A 20,194-nucleotide genomic window follows, 5' to 3' on the forward strand; every position below is an offset into this window, starting at 1 on the left:
TCTTAAAGTATAAAGGGAGTCGCACATTGGAACCATGCAGTATCAAAGGATATACGGAAGTATAGCTTACATTTTATAAACTCTTTTATCCAAATAAACTTATTAAATAAGCCTAATTCTTGGGAGGGTCTTCAAGTGGGTTATGTTACAGATGAGATTGACCAACAGATTATGCGCTTGCTTCAGCACCATGCACGGATGTCCATTGTACAGATTAGCAAAGAGGTTAACATGTCCCAACCTTCAGTCAAGGAAAGAATCCTCAAACTGGAGGAGAACGGAATTATATCTGAATATTCGACGATCTATGATCTGGCACAACTAAACCGTGGAACAACGACATTTATTTTACTCAAAACAGAGCAATGTGAGGAATTCGTCCACTTCTGTGAGCAGGCCGTTGAGGTCACTGATTTATATCGGATTAGTGGTGAGTACAACTATCTGATCAAGGTGCAGACGGCAACGATTGAAGAACTTGCTGAGTTTCAGGAATCCCTTGTAAAGCTTGGGCCATCCAAATCCCATATTAGTATGAAAAATATTATGGAACACCGTGTGCTGCTCTAAGGAAGTAGCGAACATATTCGTAGGTTGTAGATGACAGGGTACTGAGTCCTGTCATCCTCCATTGTGCAAATGAACAATGAATTTCGTCTGTTCATCAATATATCTTTGCTACTCCAGCATCTATAATGAAAGCGTGTTCAACAAGTGCATGGGGGGCAATGGACAATGGAACCTTTAACAATTAGCTGGATCGGCGCACTGGCAGGGCTTGCTATAGCGATCATACTGATTCTGAAGAAACTGAATCCAGTCTATTCTTTATTTTTGGGAGCAATTGTAGGCGCTTTAATTGGTGGAGCGAATCTAGAGGAGACCGTAAATATACTCGTAAATGGTACACAAAGTGTCATGGGCACCGTCCTACGTGTACTAGCTGCAGGGGTGCTTGCAGGAGTCATGATGGAGTCAGGCGCAGCCGAGACCATTGCGCAGGCTATCGTACGTAAGTTTGGCGGTAGTAAGGCTATTCTCGCCTTGGCTCTGGCAACGATGATCATTACCGCGGTTGGCGTATTTATCCCTGTCGCTGTCCTAATCGTAGCGCCAATTGCACTATCTGTAGGTAACAAAATGGGCATCTCCAAGCTTGCGCTGCTGCTAGCTTTATCCGGCGGTGGTAAAGCGGGAAATATCATCTCTCCGAACCCGAATACAATTGCGGCGGCACGAGGGTTCGAGCTGGATCTTAGCAACGTGATGTTGGCTGGTGTGATTCCAGCCATCTGCGGAATAATTGTAACCGTTATCGTAGCTTCGATGCTCAAAGGCAAAGGGGTAATGGTTTCTGACCAGGAAGCAGAGCAAGGAGAGGTGGATACTTCTCAATATCCACCGCTGAAGAAAGCGATTGTGGCACCGTTGGTAGCGATTATTTTGCTCATGATCAATCCGATCGGTTCAATTACAGGTATTGCTGCACTGTCTACGTTCAAAGTCGACGCAATGTATATTCTCCCGATTGCGGGAATCATCGGTATGCTGGCTATGGGACAGAGCAAAAACATTGTGAAGTATACAACTTCGGGACTTAACAAAATGACGGCTACAGTACTCATTCTGGTGGGTGCCGGGGGGATTGCAGGACTTATCTCCGCATCGGATCTATCGGGTCAAGTTGTGAGTCTAATAGAAGCATCAGGTATATCCGGTACATTCCTGGCACCAATCGCAGGTATTCTGATGGCAGCGGCAACAGCATCAACCTCGACAGGTGTTATTCTTGCAACGGGTTCATTCGGAGATGCAATTTTGAACATGGGTACAGCTCCACTCGCTGCGGCAGTGATGGTTCACACGGGAGCAACGGTCATCGATTCCTTGCCTCAAGGTAACTATTTCCATGTGTCTGCTGACAGTATGAAGATGACAATTCGACAGCGGATGGGTGTTATACCTTACGAAGCGATAGTTGGTGGCACGATGGCGATTGTAGCTACGTTACTATATGGATTTATCCTTTAAGAAGTTGTTTACCAAACGCGCTTTAATCATATGGATGGAGTGAGAGTAATGGGAGAGAAGAGAGAAAATACATTTGTACTGGCACCGGACTCATTCAAGGAAAGCATGACAGCCAAAGAAGTCTGTATTGCGATGGAAAGCGGATTGCGCAAAATCTACCCAACAGCACAGTATATCCATGTACCCATGGCTGACGGTGGTGAAGGAACGGTGCAATCGCTTGTGGATGCTTCTGGTGGCGCTATTCATTATCAAGAGGTACAAGGCCCATTGGGACAGAACGTCATGGCACAGTATGGCATTCTTGGAGATGGAACAACAGCAGCGATTGAGATGGCATCTGCGAGTGGGATTCATCTTGTAACCTCAGAGACACGTGATCCACTTCGCACAACGACGTACGGAACAGGAGAACTGATTCGGAAATGTCTGGATCAAGGCATTCGTAAAGTTATTATCGGGATTGGCGGCAGTGCCACTAACGATGGGGGTACGGGTATGGCCGAGGCGCTTGGTGCCAAATTTCTGGATGCCCAGGGTCATTCGCTTGAACGTGGTGGCAGTTCACTTAACCGATTAGCACATATTGACGTGTCTGGCTTAGATCCACGTCTCCAGGAAGTGGAGTTCATCGTTGCCTGCGATGTGACGAATCCACTCTGTGGTGAACACGGAGCCTCACGGGTATTTGGTCCACAGAAGGGTGCTACGCCAGAGATGGTGCAGCTATTGGATGCAAACCTGTCTCATTATGCAGATGTAGTGAAACAACAACTGCATAAGGATATTCGAGATGTACCAGGTGCGGGTGCAGCAGGTGGTTTGGGAGCAGGGCTTCTAATTTTCACGCAAGCTACATTACGCAAAGGCATTGAGATCGTGATTGAATACACAGGTTTGCGTGAAAAACTAGTTCATGCAGATATCGTATTTACAGGCGAAGGCGGCATTGACTTTCAAACGAAGTTTGGCAAAACGCCTTACGGTGTGGCTCAAGCAGCCAAAGAAGCCGGAAAGCCAGTTATTGCTGTTGCAGGTTATGTAGGTGAAGGGATTGAAACGCTATACACAGAGGGAATTGATGCTGTGTTTGGTATTGTGCCAGGAGCAGCGGATCTGGATAAACTCTTGCAGGAAGGCTCAGCGAATGTGGAGCGTACCATGGAGAACATTGCGCGGGTGTTGAAGCTTGGTCTTCTGCCGTCGTAGAAATGGGATACCAGCAGAATAAAGATCAGAAGAGACGGATGGCGAATTCGAAGCCTGCATGATGGGGCATTTTGCATCCGTCTTTTTGGCTGTCTCAATCTACCGATAAAATGCGAGCAACCCGTGAGTAAGCTCGATGAGTTCGAGCCAGTTACGTGGGTCTTTACCTGTAATAGACTGTATGCGTTTGAGCCGGTATTGTAGCGTGTTGCGATGGATGTTAAGGTCGTCCGCTGTCGTTGTCATGCTACCACTATGATGGATAAAGCTACGTAGCGTCTCAAGTAGATCGGCAGTGTCCTCCAGCTTATTGACAATGTTGGAGTGATTGGTTAAGTTGGCAGCACTAAAGCGTACTAGAAACTGCACATCATCGTAACGTGTTAGAGGGAACGCAGGGCGTAGTGCCATCAGAATGTTCATGGCGGATCTTGCCTGCTCATAACAGCGTGCGATATTGGCTTCTCGCCTACTAATGGAGATGAGGGCTTGAGGTTGATCCTGCTGAAATTGCTGAATGAACACATCCACCTCTGATTCATTCTGAATAAGCACCAATTGTGCATCCCCTGCATCCTCAAGTGTGAACCAAGGATGAGGCAGCAATGTTCTATAGGCTTCCGGGTTAAACGGAGGGGATTCCCCTTGAAATCGAATATATATAAGAATTGTAGGTAATTGCAGATCGATATGATATTGCAGTGCTTCTTTCCGCATTTTCTGTGAATAAGAACCAGAATGATTAAGGAGTCGTTCCAAAAATGCCTTTTTGCGTGAAGCTTCATGAGCTAGGTTCTCCAGTTGATTGCGTTGTTCAATAAGAAGGGATACGGTAGTACGCACGATGTTACTGAATGGACGAACTTCATCGGGATGTCCTGATATGCCGATTACACCCACCAGCTCATTGCCGATGATAATAGGCTCGTTCGTACCCATTTTCTCTAACCTGCCATCTTGCCACACTTCAACCATGGTTCTTGTCGTTAATGCTCGAATAGCTCCCTGATGAATTGAACCTACACGTTCACGCTGTCCACTACCAATAATAATTCCTTGTTCATTCATAATATTGATGTTGTATGGGATGTCTTGCATCATTTTATCGACGATATCCTGTGCCTGTTTCTCCGAAAGCTGTAACATATCCGTTCCTCCTTCATCAGGCAATCCATCAGTGTATTATGCATAGCCTCTAATGTCTGTTCAGCCCTATTTATAATTGTGCAACTGAACGAAATTATAGACGATGGATTGGGCTTACACAAGCGAGAGGGTTTTGAAAGGAAGGATATATCACGGCTCATCCTGTTCTTCTAATCACTGTTCGTTCATAGAGGACTCCTCCATAACCTTCGTGTCTCTGTTGGCACGCAAATAATCTTCTTTTTTTCTTTGGACATCCTCCATGTTCAGAATCGGTCCAGAGCATTTTACTACAATACAAATAACACAGAACGGGAGGACAGAATACATGTTATTCAAGCGGTTTATCAGTTTTATGTTGGTTGTAGTGATGTTGGTGCCACTCATTAACGTGGGGAGCGTGGCCAGTGCAGATGGGTTAACGCCTCGTGAGCGTCTTAATGAGCAGAGAAATGATTATTTCCTGAACAATTATCCGGGTATAGTCTCAACTGTGCAGAGTATTTTGGAGGAGCAGGGATTTATTAATCTACCAGATGACTATAGCTCGTTAACCGATAGTCAGAAATTGGAGATTGCCGAAGGCGTAATTAATCTCCTCTCGCCTAATGTCCAGTATTCGGAAGATGGACAAGTTGAGTATATCTTTAACGTGCTCTACCATTTGGCAAAACTTACGAAACAAGCAGATGCTAATACATTTCAACAAACGTCAACTTCATTATATGAATTGTTCGGAGACGTGGATGATTATTTCCTGAACATTAATGATCAGGACTTGGATCAACTTCGTACTGCGAGCAGTTCGTACAGCTTGTTAAGGGGTGTGGACCGAGCATTGCTTGTCAATACAGCATATAATAAATACGTAAGAGCAAACTTAGGCAATCCAGTTCCCTATGCCACTAAGCTAAGCTTTATGACGACACAATTAGCGCTTTTTGATGGCATGAATGGTACAAGTGTTAGTTCCGCCTTAAACAATCTTTATAGCGTATACATCGCTAACCAAGATTATATTCAGAATCAGGATAGCAGCTTTCCACCATTTGCACTTAATTTGAGTAAAATGTCCGAGATTATTAATTATCATGAGCTTAGTGAATTAGCGGATTGGATAATTGATAACAGACCAGAGAGTGGATTCTATGACAATATCGCACAAGTGCAATCTGCGTTTGATTCGTTCTTTGCAGACGCACCATGGTTGGATCAATATAACGAATTCAAAAAGACCGCTAGAAGGACTAACCCAGAGGACATCCAGAAAGCTATAGAATTGTTTAGTAATGAGCAATTCATAGTTGTACCTGATTTTAAATCTCTGTCTACTGAAGATCAGCAAGCGGTAGCAGACTATTTATTAAGAATTGAAGCTCCGACAAATGCTGGATACGCGAATCAGGGGCAAGTTCAGATCATGGTTGAAGTAGCTATGCGCGCACTTGATGTGATGCACCAGATCGGAGGGCCAAACTCTAGAGAGGCACTTGATGCGTTCTATGCAAAACAAGCAGAACGTGTGAATTACTTCAATGATGCCGTCGAAAGAGAAGAATTCTATCGTCTCGTTCATGTATATGTCACTTCCTCTGATCTAGAGAAACGAATGACAGCTTATCGATTCGAACTGAGGCTCACGACAAGCCCGACAATTAGTCGTGTAATGGGGGAAACGGAATCTGCAGTGGAGTTGACCCCATATCTTAATCGGGTTGAGACGAAAGCAGATATGAAAGATACAATTGAGAAAATTGCTTATATACAGAGCAAGGTCGAAACATACAACACCAATAATCCGACCAAACCGATGGAGAAGTTCCCGCTAGATTTCAGCGAATTCAAAGCGCTACCTAGCACAGATAAGAATGAATTAGCCATGCATATGTTGGAGAAACGCCCGAATGCAGGATATTTAAGCTATGCAGATATTCAACGTGTTTTTGATCAATATTTGAATCCGGATATTGATAATGGTAATGAATATGATCTGCGTGATGTGAATTATGCAAGAGAGGACGAAGATACAGATGATATGATCATGGCTATAGAACATCTGGAAGACATCACTTTGCCTCAGGAATATACTAACTTCACGCCAGAACTAAAAAAATATGTAGCTAAATTCTTGATCTATCAAGTTGGGGAAGACTATGAAACAGAGTCACAAGTTCAATATATGATTGAACTGGCTGTGCAGGCACATTTAGTCTGGGAGCAAAAGGAACTGAGCGTTCTTCAGAATAAACTAAATGTTCTAGCCCAGTCCTTGTCCGATGGTCTTGAGCACTTTAATGATCGCAAGACAGAGGATCTGCATAATATCGGGCAGCGTTATCTTGAACTCAGTAGAGTGAACAAAACTATATTTGCATATACCTTCTTACACTTATTGGCGAAGGAGCAGTTGGAAGGAACATCAGCAGGGGACATCCCCAACCCTGAGTTTATTCTTGAACTACTCTCTACACCGTACGAACCAATCGAGAATGCTATTACGGTAGACCAAATGGATCAATGGCTTGATACAACGATGAAGGATCAGTTGAGTGGTGAACAATTTTTCCATGGCAAAAAGTTCGACTTCTCAGGTTCCGTTAATCTGTCCAGAAGAGTTGGACTTAGCAATGCAGACAAAAAGGAATTAGCAAAATGGGTTCTGGAGCATAAAGAGAATGGTTATAAGAGTGTTCACCATTTGCAACATGTCATTGACCAATTCTTTACCGCTCCTAATGTAACAGGGGACAACACAGCTAAGAAATTGATCGGATTAGACTCCACTATGGAAATTTCCTTCGATGGAGGTCTGAACTGGCTTGATGTAGCATTTATTCAGCGTCTGGAACTTAATCGAAACGTGACAGTGCTAGTACGATATAAAGTGCAGGGAGAAGAGCTTCCAGGACGTGCTGTTAAGATTACCTTTACAGCCAAAGGCGAGACGGATGGCGGGGGAACAACACCACCAACGACACCGACCAATCCATCAACACCTAGTCCGTCCACGTCGACACCTTCTGCCGGAGCACCAAGTACAACACCTGCTCCAGCTACGAAACAGGAACAGATTGTTGTAGATGTGAACGGTATTAACGGCACGAATTTGACCAAGACACCGATTACTCGTACAACTGGAACCAATGGTGTAATCAAAGATTTGGTGAAGATGAGTGAAGCGATTGCGAAGGAATCCGTAGAAAAAGCGAAGCAACTTGGCACAGATACAGCACGCATTGTCATCCCAGATGCTCAAGATGCTGTGGCCGAGACACGGATTGAATTGCCAAAAGCAGCAGTTAAGGAACTGAATGATGGTGCCCTTAAACTTGAAATCTCTACAGGCAATGTTGTGATATCAGTTCCAACGAGTTCGATTGCTGGATTCGATCAAGACTTGTACTTCCGCGTTGTTCCACTGAAACTGGAATCGGAGCGCAAGGAAGTAGAAGAACGTGCGAAGAAGGAACAGTTGATTCAAGAGATTGCTCCTAATACGAATGTACGTGTACTGGCTCGTCCAGTTGAAATTGAAACAAATATGCAAAGCAGAGAAGTTACGTTGACCCTACCACTGCGTAATAGCTTGCCAACCGATCCGACTGCACGTCAGCAAGTATTGGATAACCTGGCGATCTACATTGAGCACAGTGATGGTACCAAAGAATTGATTCAAGGTAAGCTGGTGAAACTCACAGATAATAGTGAAGGCATTGAGTTTACTGTATCCAAATTCAGTACGTTCACACTTGTCGTTGTGGATGGCTTGAAAGCTTCTCACAGCTCACAGCTTCCATACATTCAAGGCTTTGGGGCAGACTTCCGTCCTGAAGCGTTGGTAACACGTGCGCAAATGGCGGCTATGCTGGCTCGCAACCTGACTGATGAAGCAGAATCAAGCTCTGCTGCTAGTGTGAACTACACGGATGTATCTGCAACGCACTGGGCAACCAGTGAGATTCAGAAAGCTCAATCCGCGGGCATTATGAACGGGTTGAGTACTTCACAATTTGCGCCGGAAGGCTCCATTACGCGTGCACAGATGGCAACGATTGCGTATCGTTGGATGCAGCAACAACAAGCAAGTCCAATCACAGGTGCTGGAGCAGAAGTTACGTTTACGGACGTATCAGCAGACCTGTGGGCATCGGATGCGATTGCTTATGTTCAGTCTGCAGGCTTGATGGTTGGTTATACCGATGGTACGTTTAAGCCAAATAACAAGCTGACACGTGCCGAAGCTGTGAAAGTTCTGAATGTGCTGTTCAATCGCGCACCACGAACTGAAGTGGTGACACCTTCGTTCAGCGATGTACCAGCAACACACTGGGCATATGCAGACATTGAAGCGGCAGCGCAAAAATAATATTTTTACAGGTCAACAGGTAATAGGATCGTAGGGGAATATAACAGATAAGAAAAGAGCTGTTCCAAATGCCATACAGTGGCTAGGGACAGCTCTTTTTTGAGTTTTGTGAGACTCAACAATGGTTCGTCGAATCGTCTGATTCGGATGTTTTCCAATCTAACGAACCGAGGAGACGCTATTCACAGCAAATTCAACAAATGGAATATCTAACGAATCATAGCGACGTTATTCCACGATAAAGTAGAAGATTCAGCTACTTTGGAAGCTTTCTTTTACAAATAACTTCGCTCAGGTTCGTTATAATCGGTATCCCAGCATTATTGGTCATATAAGACTTGTTAGATTCGTTAGCGCCTCACCTATTCAATTCGTGATGCTCAATAGGCAGTTTGCTACTCTTCATCGGGGGATTCCGAACGTTATCGTAAGGTATTCATTCTTGCGCAGAGTTTGGATAGAAGCTACCCTCTTGCAATTGATTTACGAATCCCTGAAGCCAAATATAGTATTGCTCCGCATGTTGAAGTTTGTGCAGGTCACGTAGTGCCTCATTTCGGTCTTCTGGCAAGGTATGCTCCGAAAGGATGATCGCCGACAGATCAGGAATGACTGCTCGGATGCCTTCTAACATCACATCCACTTCGCGCTGTAGCTTCGATCCGAAGAAGTTCTGAAAGGTGCGATAGAAATCTGTTTCAGCCAGGTACTGATCCTGACGATCCTTCTTCTCCTCCAGCTTATATATCATCTGTGACTCCGTAAGTGAACGAACAGCGTAGCTCATATTACTTTTACTCATGTTCATAGAGGTCTTCATCTCTTCAAGTGTCATAGGTCGATCCTCAAAATACATAACCCCATACAATTTGCCAAACGTATGATTAACCCCATACAGATCCATCGTGTTGGCGATGGCGTCGATGACCTTCTCCCTCAGCGCATACCGATCAGGCAATGAAGAGTGATTCGGGTTCCCGGTAGATTCTTTCACCACAATGTCACCTCAAGTTTATGATAGCGTTCCCACTAGCTTCTTCATATTTTACATGACCCGTCCCATTTTTAACATAACCCTGAAATAGATTTTTCAATACGAGTGTACAATCATTTTTGTACAGAATAAATAAACAATTGTTCTATGCCAAACATTTCTAAAAGATTAAAGAAAAATTGAACATAAGGAGTGGGGGAATTGCGATTAAAGCTATGGAGGGAGTCTGAAGCGGTATTCTTCACGTTACCGGCTCTAATTCCGTTGCTGGTTTTCTGGCTAGGGCCTCTCGGATATATCGTTTATCTCAGTTTCACCGATTGGGACTTCATGAGCCCAGACAAATTATTCGTTGGTTTAGATAATTACAGCTATCTGCTGACTAATTCTGAATTCTATCAATCCTTGAAGGTTACGTTGTTATTCGGCTTAGGAAGTGTCATTCCAACTATCGTTGGTGGACTAGCACTCGCTATGCTCATGAATAGCAAGATCAAATCAACCGGAGTCTTCCGGACACTACTCTTCTCACCATGGGTAACGCCAACAGTTGCGGTGTCGATCGCATGGTCTTGGATCTTCGAGCCAGAGGTGGGACTCGCCAATCTCATGCTTGGCTGGGTGGGTGTATCTCCAATTGGTTGGTTGCGTGACATGGATTGGGCACTGGTTGCGGTACTGATCGTTACCCTGTGGAAGTCGATTGGCTGGGCAATGGTGTTCTATCTGGTTGCACTGCGAAATCTTCCATCTGATCTGCTCGAAGCGGCTTCCATTGACGGGGCAGGTAGTTGGGACAAGTTCCGAAGTATTACACTGCCGCTGATCTCACCAACGACGTTCTTCCTTTCCATTATTCTGACGATTCAGTCTCTTCAGGCTTACGACCAGATTAACGTCATGACTCAGGGTGGACCGGCGGGATCGACAAGAACGTTGCTGTATATGTATTACCAATCTGCATTTGAATCCTTCAATGTAGGTGAGGCTTCATCCATCGCTGTTGTAATTATTCTGATCTGCGTATTGCTCTCGGGAGTCTCCTTCCTGCTCGGCAGACGTTTGGTGCACTACTAATGACAATGACGATGCCTAACAAGAAGATCCAGAAGAGGATGAAGCGCAAGGAGATGCAGAATGTGTCCGTAAAACTGAAAATAAGTAAAATTATTCGCTATCTGTTATTAGCAATCATTGCACTCGGTACGGCATTTCCTTTCTATTGGATGGTCATTAGCGGATTCAAAACGAATGATGAGATCTGGCAATTTCCGCCGACCTTCTGGCCGGAGACATTCCTGTGGAGCAATTACGTGGATGCGTGGAATGCCGCACCGTTTGCTCGTTACATTTTGAACAGTACTGGAGTAGCCTTGGCGATCTGTCTATTCCAGATCGTTAACTCTAGTATGATGGCATATGCTCTGACTCATATGAAATTCCGTCTCAAAGGTACACTAACCTCCTTAATTCTGGTGGGTTACATGATCCCGAGTACAGCTGTGTATCTGCCGAGTTACATGGTACTTAGCGAGCTTAACTTGCTGGACTCCTACACAGGCTTGATTGTATCCAACTGTGTTAGTGTGTTCTCGATTTTTCTGATCCGCCAAGCGTTCATGCAGGTATCTCATGAATTGGTAGAAGCCGGTCAGCTGGATGGTGCATCTCATTTCCGGATCTTATGGACCATTATCGCGCCACTGGTTCGATCAAGCTTCGCCGTAATGGTGCTGATTACGTTTATCGAGCAGTACAACAACTATTTCTGGCCGATGCTGATCACCAAAGACCCTGATCTGCAGCTAGTATCGGCTGGTCTGAGAAGCTTCTTCGTCGAAGGCGGGGCATATGGACTGGCGTGGCCGCAAATTATGGCTGCGAGTGCCTTCACCATCGCACCACTCCTTGTTCTCTTCTTATTCACACAGAAAACGATCATGCAGAGTGTCAACATGACGGCTGGTGTGAACAAGAACTGATTTGAATCACCGAACATCCTGCATCATCTAGATACACGTTACCAACTGTACTAACCACATTTCACCTAAACGGGAGGAACAACAATGAAATGGAGTCAAGCTAACATGACATGGAAAAACAGACTGAGGTCAAACTGGAAGGGTGGCATGTCCCTCGTACTAGCAGCGAGTTTTGCTCTACTGACAGCTTGTGGATCATCGACACCAGCCGAGTCCGATACAACGGCTGCTGCAAGTGGAACAGACACTCAGGCGAAGGCGCCGGTAGAGATTGAGTTCTGGTATGGTCTCGGTGGTAATCTGGGTGACAACATGAAGAAGACGATTGATGCGTTCAATGCTTCCCAGGACGAAGTTGTTGTCAAAGGAATTGTACAGGCAGACTACACGGAGACCGAACAGAAGCTGCAAGCAGCCATTGCTTCTAAGAAGGTCCCTGCGGCTGTACTGAGTGCAAATATCGACTGGGCGCGCAAAGGCTACTATGCTCCGATGGATGAAATGATCGCAGCAGATTCGAATTTCCAAAAGGATGACTTCATTCAAACGTTCCTGAACCAAGGAGAAGTGGACGGAAAGCAATACTTCTTGCCGATGTATGGAACAACTCAAATCATGTATTACCGTATGGATACGCTCAAAGAGAACGGAATCGACCCGTCAAGCCTGACCTCATGGGAGAAACTTGCTGAGGCAGCAGCGAAAATGAGCAAGCAAGAGAATGGCAAGACCACCTTCTATGGATGGCAACCCATGTGGGGTAGAGACAACATGATTGATGCTGTAATGGGTAAAGGTGGACAGATTCTTAGTGAGGATGGCAAGACCGTTATGATTGATTCCCCAGAGTGGATCGAGACATGGGATCTGTTCCGTAAATGGATTCACGAAGATAAGATCATGGGCATCGAATATGGTGGTCAAGGTTGGGAGTATTGGTACAAAACGATTGATAATGTGATGAAAAACAAAGCAGCAGGTTACACGGGCTCCAGTGGTGACCAAGGTGACCTAGACTTCAGCATCGTCGCTGCAATGCAACAACCAGGTTGGGAAGGTATTGGTGAAGGTAAGCCAGTTGCGAATGCGATTCTGGCAGGTATCCCGGCAGCAGCAAGCCCTGAGCAACAACAAGCGGCATATAAATGGCTGACGTACTTCTCTAAGACTGAAAACACGGCTGCATGGTCGATGAACACAGGTTATATCGCAGTTCGTCAATCCGCTCAAGAAGATCCAGAGTTCAAGAAGTTCAGTGAGGAAAATCCACAAATTACAGTACCACTTCAACAAGCAGCTCATGCATCCGCTCCATTCCGTGATCCAACGGGCGGCAAGATCAATGATGCATTGAAGGATGCGGCAGATAAAGTGCAGATCAACAACGTTCCGGCCGCAGAGGCATTGAAGGAAGCGAAGGAGAAAGCTCAGAAAGAGCTTGATCGTATCGCGAAGTAAGGCTGAGCTAAGCTACCTTTCAGCCATAGATCTAGAATAACTAAATCAGTATTGATACGGGGATTATATTGATAACAGAAGCAATCAAGCCGGGAGGGCGGTACATGCAAGATGTACCGCCCTTTCGGTTCATTACGATCGTAGATAAGGAGTTTAGCGGATGCAACAAGAGGGGACGTATGTAGGTGGATCACCCCATCCGATTCAAGCCGTCCTGTTTGACAAAGACGGAACGTTACTGGATTTTACAAGGATGTGGGGGTTCTGGACCGATTGTGTACTGAATGAGTTCAGAGAACGGTTGGCTGCTCGAGATATGCATATTGATGCGGCTGATATTCCACAGATCTGGGGCACGTACCATGATGAGCAGGGACGTATGAACGGGTATGATGTCCGCGGACCACTCGCCATGGGAACGATGGATGAGGTATACGCCGTGCTGACCTGGCATGGATACCGAGCGGGATTGAGCTGGGCTGAAGCCAAGATCATGGTGCGAGATTGCCTAGCACATGCGGAGGAAGCGATGGAGATTCATCGTCCGGCACACCCTTTACAAGGTGTTCGTGCATTCTTAGAGCAATGCCGTGACCAAGGTGTGGTTATGGGGGTTGTCACAGCAGACGACACCCCTAGTGCGGTTAAACATCTACAATGGATGGGGCTTAACTCATTCTTTGATGTCGTAATTGGTACAGACCTCGTGGATCGTGGCAAGCCTTTTCCCGATATGGTGTTGCTCGCCACTGAAAAGTTAGGTATACCTGCATCGCAGGTCTTAGTTATCGGTGATACGGATGGTGATATGGAGATGGCACGCGCGGCTGGTGTAGCTTATAAGATTGGAATTGGAGAACCGGGGCGACTTACACTCGCAGAGCGAACGATTCAGTCATTTCATGAGCTTCTGAATGGTGGTTTGGCGAATGACTAATGCTCAAACGTATCTGGGGTGGGTGCTGCTCGCCCTCGCCATTGGACTGGAGCTGAGTGCCACCATTTTGCTCAAAGTATCGGATGGTTTCTCTCGTTTATGGCCTTCGGTGATGATGTTTGTCTGTTATGGAGCAAGCTTTACGTTTCTCAATTTCGCAGTGAAATATATGCCTCTAGCGGTGGCTTATGCGATCTGGTCTGGTGTGGGGATTACACTTATTGGTATTGTGGGTCATTACTATTTTGGTGAACGTCTCCGGTTGAATTCTATGGTATGGATTGGCTTTATTCTGATCGGCATTATTGGACTGAAATGGAGTGATTCCTGATGAAAAATGAACATTTGCCTGAGCTACCCCTTGCCAGCTTTCAGGTGATTACGGATACGCATGTACGAGATGATGCAGATCATATTCATAACCGGCATTTGGAGCAGGCCTTGGCCGATATAGCGACCTTCAGTCAAGGAAGCAGTGGCATTATGCATGTTGGCGATGTGACGGATCGAGGCCTACCGGGCGAGTATCGTGAACTAGAGCGTATACTGAAGCAACATGCTGAGAACTTGCCTGATATCCGCTACACGGTGGGGAATCATGATATTGGCGCCATCGTATTTCAAGATCCTCCGTTGCCTCTGATGGCAATGACGTCTGCCGAAGTAGCAGAGTTGTTAGAGCAAGATAAACATGTGGAGCCAACAATAACACAAACGAGAGCTGAATCGGCTGCACTGGTTGAGCAGTTATCCCGCGGTTTGTATACTGTACCGGCTCATGTTTCATCAGAGGGGAAGCCTGTTCCTTCCGAGATTGAGCCGATTACAATTGCTGAGTTGTGGCATCGTCGGTTGAGTGACTTTGAAGTGACTACAGGTATGAAACGTTCTTATCACGATCACTGGATTAACGGGTATCATTATATCTTCTTAGGTACGGAGCAGCCTCATCCGAAGGATTGCGAGTTATCTGCTGAACAATTGGTATGGCTTGAGCTTACGCTGTCTGAGCATGCGATGCCAGATCATCCGATCTTTCTGTTCCTGCATCAGCCACTTATGAACACGGTAGCCGGATCAATGAAGGAACAAGGGTGGTATGGGGTGAATCAGGATGCTGAGCTTAAAGCGGTTCTAACCCAGTATCCGCAGGCTATTCTTTTCACAGGACACACGCACTGGCAGCTTGAAGCACAGCGTACAATGTACGATGGAGAAGGGCACATGCCAACCATGTTCAACGCATCTTCTGTTGGTTATCTCTGGACGGATCAGGACGAACATCTGGAGGGCAGCGAAGGACTTCATGTGGAGATTTACAAGGATCGGGTCGTTGTGAAGGGGAGGAACTTCGTGACAGGTGAATGGATTGAGGGTGCGGAGTTTACGGTACATTATCCAGTATTAGATTAATCATGAGGCAATCATAAGTAGACAGTAGCAGTGCAATGTGGCGAGTTAGTTTACGTTAAGGGGTCATCCTTAGGGGTGGCTCTTTTAGTTTTAGGTAGATTATTCCATTCTAATTTTGGTACAGTGTAGGTTGGATTGGTTTAGCTTGGATACGCTGCATCTGAAAGCATGCACACAGCATGACTCGCCAAGACAATAGTGCTCAAGGTCAGTCCTCGAAATTACGGAGAAAGGAGGTTAGATCAATGAAAGGTCACTGTCCCCTGTTATTCATACATATCAGCTTGATTGTATCGGGTATTTCATTTAAGGGTTAGATTAGATCATACAAAGGTGGAACTTACGAATGCCGCAAGACAGAAGTTACAGTTTGAAAGAGGTAGTTAGACAACTAGGATTAATACTGCTACTGCCTGCAATCTTTTTTATCATTACATCCTTAATATTAGAAATGTTAGACGTGAAAAATGTAGATACAGCGTTTGTGCTCATATTGTTCCAAATCTTAACGTACACGTGGTTTCTTGCGCTTAATCCAAGGTTCAGAGAATACATACGTGATCCACTATGCTCCAAAGTAAAGATAAGAACGGCTGCCTTCTATATCATCGCTGGGTTCGTATTGATGGCACTAACTTCAGTGCTAATCTTAGGAACTGGAATAGAAACAAATGAGGGTCAGCGTCATCTCTTCGAATCGAGTGATCTTCGTTCAGCCGTGACGTTTCAGACGATAATTGCTGTCATAGCCATTTGCCTAATTATTCCGTTCTTCGAGGAACTGCTGTTTAGAGGATTGCTCTTCACGACACTTTCCAATAAATATGGAGCATGGTGGGCATTAATCATCTCTTCGGTGATCTTTGGTATGCTGCACGGTGGTGTTTTTATAGCTACGTCCATTTTTGGACTCGTGTTTGGCTACATTTTTTATAAAACAAAATCACTGATCCCAGGGATTTTACTCCATATGATCTGGAACTCATTAAGTGTGTTTCTCACATAAGACACGCCTACAGAAAGGTCAAGTTTATATAAAAAAGTTCCACGTGAAACGTAGTAGAATAGCGGAGATTGGGTAAAGTTGTAAATGGGTGCGACAACGATTTATACTCAAATAGATACACATGCGAATCACTTCAAGTGCGTGTTCAGAAGCTTACTTTTTGAAAAACCTTTTAAATGTTAGTTTAACCTATCCATGGAGAGGAAGTAGAAGCGGCATGAGAGAACTTCAAGTTGAAACGAAGTATGGTACAGTTCAAGGCGAGCTTTTGCATGGTACACGTGTGTGGAAAGGTATCCCGTATGCCAAACCGCCAGTAGGGGAGTTGCGTTTTCAAGCGCCAGTACCACCGGAATCATGGGATGGAATAAGACAGGCTACACAATTTGGGCCTGAGAATATACAGCCTCGTCACGAATCAGATTGGACAGGTGGGCAACGGCCAGTGGAATCAGAAGACAGTCTATATCTGAACATCTGGGCACCGGAAAAAGAAAGCACTAATCCTCTACCTGTTATGGTATGGATTCATGGGGGCTCATTCGTATCGGGCTCAGGCAGTCAGCCGATGTACGATGGGACACAATTGGCTCATAGAGGCGATGTTATCGTTATCACCATCAACTACCGACTCGGACCACTCGGTTTTCTGCATATGGCTCCACTCGGTGAGTCCTATGTAACGAATGCAGGTCTGCTTGATCAGGCGGCAGCTCTACAGTGGGTGAAGGACAATATCTCGGCATTTGGCGGGGATGCGAACAATGTTACGGTATTCGGAGAATCGGCAGGCAGCATGAGTATCGCAGCTCTAATGGCTATGCCTGCGGCTAAAGGATTGTTTAACCGTGCCATCATGCAAAGTGGAGCTTCACAGTTCATAACTGCGGAACAAGCATCTGCGATGCGTGAGGGGATGTTGAAGATTCTTGGCGTTGAGCCAGACAATCTGCAAAAACTGAGAACTATTCCGGCAGAGGAGATTATCGCAGCAGGTCAGACCCTTAAACAGCAGATCGGTGCAGGGATGGCTCTGTTATTCCAGCCGGTACTGGATGGCGATACCCTACCTCAGACTCCACTTGAAGCGGTGAACGCAGGTTCAGCACAGGACATTCCTGTATTGATTGGAACAACACGGCATGAAGGTGCGCTGTTTATCCAGCCACATGTACCTTTCTCACCCGAGATTGATATGGTACAAGGTGTGGACTTTATGGCACCAGATCTGGAGAACCGTGTGGCCATTGCAGATAGTTATCCCAAAACGGCAGATGGCCAAGCTCAGGTCATGACAGATCTCTTCTTCTGGCGCTCATCATTACAATATGCGGCAGCTCAGCAGAAGCACGCACCCGTCTGGATGTATCGCTTCGATTGGGTGATGCCAGAGCATCCATTGTTAAAAAGAGCCATTCACAGTATTGAAATGTTCTTCGTGTTCAATACATTACCTGTGTTGAAATTCATGAATGCCGAGCCGGACGAGGCAGCGGCAGAGCTTGCGCTCAAGGTACAGGATGCCTGGATTTCCTTTGCCAAGCAAGGTAAGCCAGAGACTGCGGGTATAGCTTGGCCTGCATATGAACAGGATCGCGCAACGTTAATCTTCAACCATGAGATTGAAGTCGTGCATGATCCTGAAGCGTCTAAGCGGGAGTTACTAGGTCTATAAAGGTATAACGGATATAACGTGGTATAACGAAGTTCATTATCCTATTTTCCCCGAGGGTATGAACACCGCGGTGCATATTTGATTTCTCACATTTACAGGGCAGCTAGGTTGAAACAAGAATAAAGGCGACTTCCATGTACGATTGAACGGAAGTCGCCTTTTGTTATACATCATGATGGAGACTAGCTCGGAAAGAACATACAACACTTATTTCCTAGAGGCGCGTGTATGGGATACCTCGTCAAAGTAGAAGGAACGTTTGCCTCCAGAGAATAGCACCATGAATACATGAATGATGAGGATCACCGAAACGATCATGTACAGCATAACCATCCCGACAGACAGCCAGATTAGATAAGGCTGAAGCAGCCCGTCATGCGTATTTTGGAAGGCATAGTCGTTAACTAACCGAATGATTGCAAATGACAGCCACGGAACGTAGAGTGCAATGAACCTTTTGAATATAGAGTTATACGCAGGTTCACCCGTTTGTTGATTAACATAACGGAATCGCAGGATGACTGAGCCTGGAGTTACTCCATTTCGCAGCCATGGAACACAGAACAATACAATAAACATACCTATGGAGGTGTTCAACACATCGTTGATTACATTAGCATCGGTGACGATCGACATCACATTGGCGATAAATACGATCACAATCCCATCGATCATTAATGCGAGCAATTGTGCCACAGGGTATACGCGGTTCTGCTCCACGATCTGTTCACTTTTCGCTTGGATGCTTGCCCGTGACGGGAATAGCGCTAGTAAAATGGGAGCTACGAGATATCCAAGTACCGCGCCTGACGTGTTGGCTAACAGATCATCCACATCAAACAGACGGTAAGGACAGGTGTAATAACCGTAGAGTCCCGTGAGCTGCGTTAGTTCGAAGAATAGGGATAGTCCGAATCCCCCGAACAGGGCAACTTTCCAGTAAGATCTTTTTTGTAAGAAGTACCGAAGGTAAACACCCAGCGGCATAAGCAGTAGAATATTAAACAAAACCTGCAAGAATGCTCTACCCTGAATCATACCAAGATAGGTGGAGGGCTGTGACCAGACGATGGTCGTCTCGCGCATAATGTCCTTCACAAACGTGAACGGGACAAGGTTGTAATAGATTGTGTCAGCCGCATGCTGCGCACAGGTGTTTCGTGTTGCTGGCAATGGGAGAATGACGAGACAGTAGGCAGCCAGAATGTAGAAGATAAACGAAAAGCTAACGAAAAAGCGAGACCAGCTAAAAAAGCCATCTTTGCGATAACCGTAGATCAGCCACGGAACAAGCAGGAACATGGACATGACGACGAAGATAGCCAATGCCGCCTGTACAGGAAATACATAGGAAGACATGAGTGAGAACTCCTTTATAACGTAATATATTTAGATCTGTGTATGTGACCCCTTAAGGGGAAAACTTCGTAAAAATGGTTGCTCAGCATGTTGTGCTGGATAGTTATATGTTAAAGCGATCCCCTTAATGTAAGGGATGATTGAACCTTAAATTTGGTTTAAATTCGGTGAGTTTACTTTGGGTATAAGGCATATCTAGGTGGAAGAATGTAGCTTAATCCCTTATACTTGCGGGGAAGCCTATATAAGAATGGAGAGTTTAATACATATGTCGAATTTGCCTAATTGCCCGAAATGTAATTCCGAGTACACTTACGAGGACGGCAACTTGTTGGTTTGTCCAGAATGTGCTCATGAATGGTCTTTGGACGCTGAGAACGAGAATACAGAGGATAGCAAAGTTGTGCGGGATGCGAACGGAAATGTGCTGAATGATGGTGATACGGTAACGGTCATTAAAGACCTGAAGGTGAAAGGCAGCTCACTCGTCGTGAAGCAGGGCACGAAGGTGAAGAATATCCGTCTGATCGACGGAGATCATGATATTGATTGCAAAATCGATAGCCTAGGTGCGATGAAGCTCAAGTCCGAATTTGTGAAGAAAATCTAGTTATATGT

The 20,194-nt window shown here is 45.4% G+C and carries 16 protein-coding genes; 13 read left to right on the plus strand and 3 right to left on the minus strand.

The window, feature by feature from the left end; genetic code table 11:
* The first annotated feature begins 135 nt into the window (after positions 1 to 135).
* The 3 genes from ASD24_RS27960 to ASD24_RS27970 all read left to right on the plus strand — a co-directional run bounded on the left by ASD24_RS27960 (position 136) and on the right by ASD24_RS27970 (position 3,240).
* Complete coding sequence (locus tag ASD24_RS27960; RefSeq protein ID WP_056703172.1) at positions 136 to 570, plus strand: Lrp/AsnC family transcriptional regulator; 435 nt, start codon at positions 136 to 138, stop codon at positions 568 to 570.
* A 165-nt stretch (positions 571 to 735) separates the two neighbouring features.
* Entirely contained in the window at positions 736 to 2,031 is a 1,296-nt protein-coding gene (locus tag ASD24_RS27965; protein ID WP_056703175.1) for a GntP family permease, read from the plus strand.
* Between the two features lie 48 nt (positions 2,032 to 2,079).
* Positions 2,080 to 3,240, plus strand: a complete 1,161-nt coding sequence (locus ASD24_RS27970) for a glycerate kinase (RefSeq protein WP_056703178.1) — start codon at positions 2,080 to 2,082, stop codon at positions 3,238 to 3,240.
* Between the two features lie 99 nt (positions 3,241 to 3,339).
* On the opposite strand, the gene ASD24_RS27975 is transcribed toward ASD24_RS27970, so the two are convergent.
* Entirely contained in the window at positions 3,340 to 4,386 is a 1,047-nt protein-coding gene (locus tag ASD24_RS27975; RefSeq protein WP_056703181.1) for a CdaR family transcriptional regulator, read from the minus strand.
* Between the two features lie 328 nt (positions 4,387 to 4,714).
* Here ASD24_RS27975 and ASD24_RS27980 point away from each other — a divergent pair, with 328 nt between their 5' ends.
* Positions 4,715 to 8,752, plus strand: coding sequence for an S-layer homology domain-containing protein (locus ASD24_RS27980; protein WP_056703184.1), 4,038 nt, complete (start codon positions 4,715 to 4,717; stop codon positions 8,750 to 8,752).
* 436 nt (positions 8,753 to 9,188) lie between these two features.
* Here ASD24_RS27980 and ASD24_RS27985 read toward each other — a convergent pair whose 3' ends face one another.
* On the minus strand, positions 9,189 to 9,749 hold the full coding sequence (locus tag ASD24_RS27985; RefSeq protein WP_056703189.1) for a GbsR/MarR family transcriptional regulator: 561 nt from the start codon (positions 9,747 to 9,749) through the stop codon (positions 9,189 to 9,191).
* A 198-nt stretch (positions 9,750 to 9,947) separates the two neighbouring features.
* On the opposite strand from ASD24_RS27985, the gene ASD24_RS27990 reads away from it, so the two are divergent.
* The 8 genes from ASD24_RS27990 (at position 9,948) to ASD24_RS28025 (ending at position 18,217) form a co-directional block, all read left to right on the plus strand.
* On the plus strand, positions 9,948 to 10,823 hold the full coding sequence (locus ASD24_RS27990; protein ID WP_056703194.1) for a carbohydrate ABC transporter permease: 876 nt from the start codon (positions 9,948 to 9,950) through the stop codon (positions 10,821 to 10,823).
* 53 nt (positions 10,824 to 10,876) lie between these two features.
* Entirely contained in the window at positions 10,877 to 11,728 is an 852-nt protein-coding gene (locus ASD24_RS27995) for a carbohydrate ABC transporter permease (RefSeq protein ID WP_056703556.1), read from the plus strand.
* 84 nt (positions 11,729 to 11,812) lie between these two features.
* Positions 11,813 to 13,186, plus strand: coding sequence for an ABC transporter substrate-binding protein (locus tag ASD24_RS28000; protein ID WP_056703197.1), 1,374 nt, complete (start codon positions 11,813 to 11,815; stop codon positions 13,184 to 13,186).
* 160 nt (positions 13,187 to 13,346) lie between these two features.
* Positions 13,347 to 14,123: an HAD family hydrolase gene (locus tag ASD24_RS28005; protein WP_056703200.1), complete on the plus strand. Its 777-nt coding sequence runs from the start codon at positions 13,347 to 13,349 to the stop codon at positions 14,121 to 14,123.
* Positions 14,116 to 14,454 carry a DMT family transporter gene (locus ASD24_RS28010; RefSeq protein WP_056703203.1) on the plus strand — a complete coding sequence of 113 codons (339 nt, stop codon included), beginning with the start codon at positions 14,116 to 14,118 and terminating at the stop codon, positions 14,452 to 14,454. The genes ASD24_RS28005 and ASD24_RS28010 overlap by 8 nt, the downstream gene beginning before the upstream one ends.
* Positions 14,454 to 15,536: a metallophosphoesterase family protein gene (locus ASD24_RS28015; RefSeq protein WP_056703205.1), complete on the plus strand. Its 1,083-nt coding sequence runs from the start codon at positions 14,454 to 14,456 to the stop codon at positions 15,534 to 15,536. The genes ASD24_RS28010 and ASD24_RS28015 overlap by 1 nt, the downstream gene beginning before the upstream one ends.
* 346 nt (positions 15,537 to 15,882) lie before the next feature.
* Positions 15,883 to 16,542, plus strand: coding sequence for a CPBP family intramembrane glutamic endopeptidase (locus ASD24_RS28020; RefSeq protein WP_056703209.1), 660 nt, complete (start codon positions 15,883 to 15,885; stop codon positions 16,540 to 16,542).
* A gap of 217 nt (positions 16,543 to 16,759) precedes the next feature.
* Positions 16,760 to 18,217: a carboxylesterase/lipase family protein gene (locus ASD24_RS28025; RefSeq protein ID WP_056703212.1), complete on the plus strand. Its 1,458-nt coding sequence runs from the start codon at positions 16,760 to 16,762 to the stop codon at positions 18,215 to 18,217.
* A 207-nt stretch (positions 18,218 to 18,424) separates the two neighbouring features.
* Here the strand turns inward: ASD24_RS28025 and ASD24_RS28030 are convergent, their stop codons facing one another.
* On the minus strand, positions 18,425 to 19,576 hold the full coding sequence (locus tag ASD24_RS28030; protein WP_056703216.1) for a VanZ family protein: 1,152 nt from the start codon (positions 19,574 to 19,576) through the stop codon (positions 18,425 to 18,427).
* 268 nt (positions 19,577 to 19,844) lie between these two features.
* Between ASD24_RS28030 and ASD24_RS28035 the strand changes: the two genes are divergently transcribed.
* Entirely contained in the window at positions 19,845 to 20,186 is a 342-nt protein-coding gene (locus ASD24_RS28035) for a zinc ribbon domain-containing protein YjdM (protein ID WP_056703219.1), read from the plus strand.
* Positions 20,187 to 20,194 lie beyond the last annotated feature (8 nt).

This window comes from Paenibacillus sp. Root52, from assembly GCF_001426865.1.
GTDB lineage: Bacteria > Bacillota > Bacilli > Paenibacillales > Paenibacillaceae > Paenibacillus.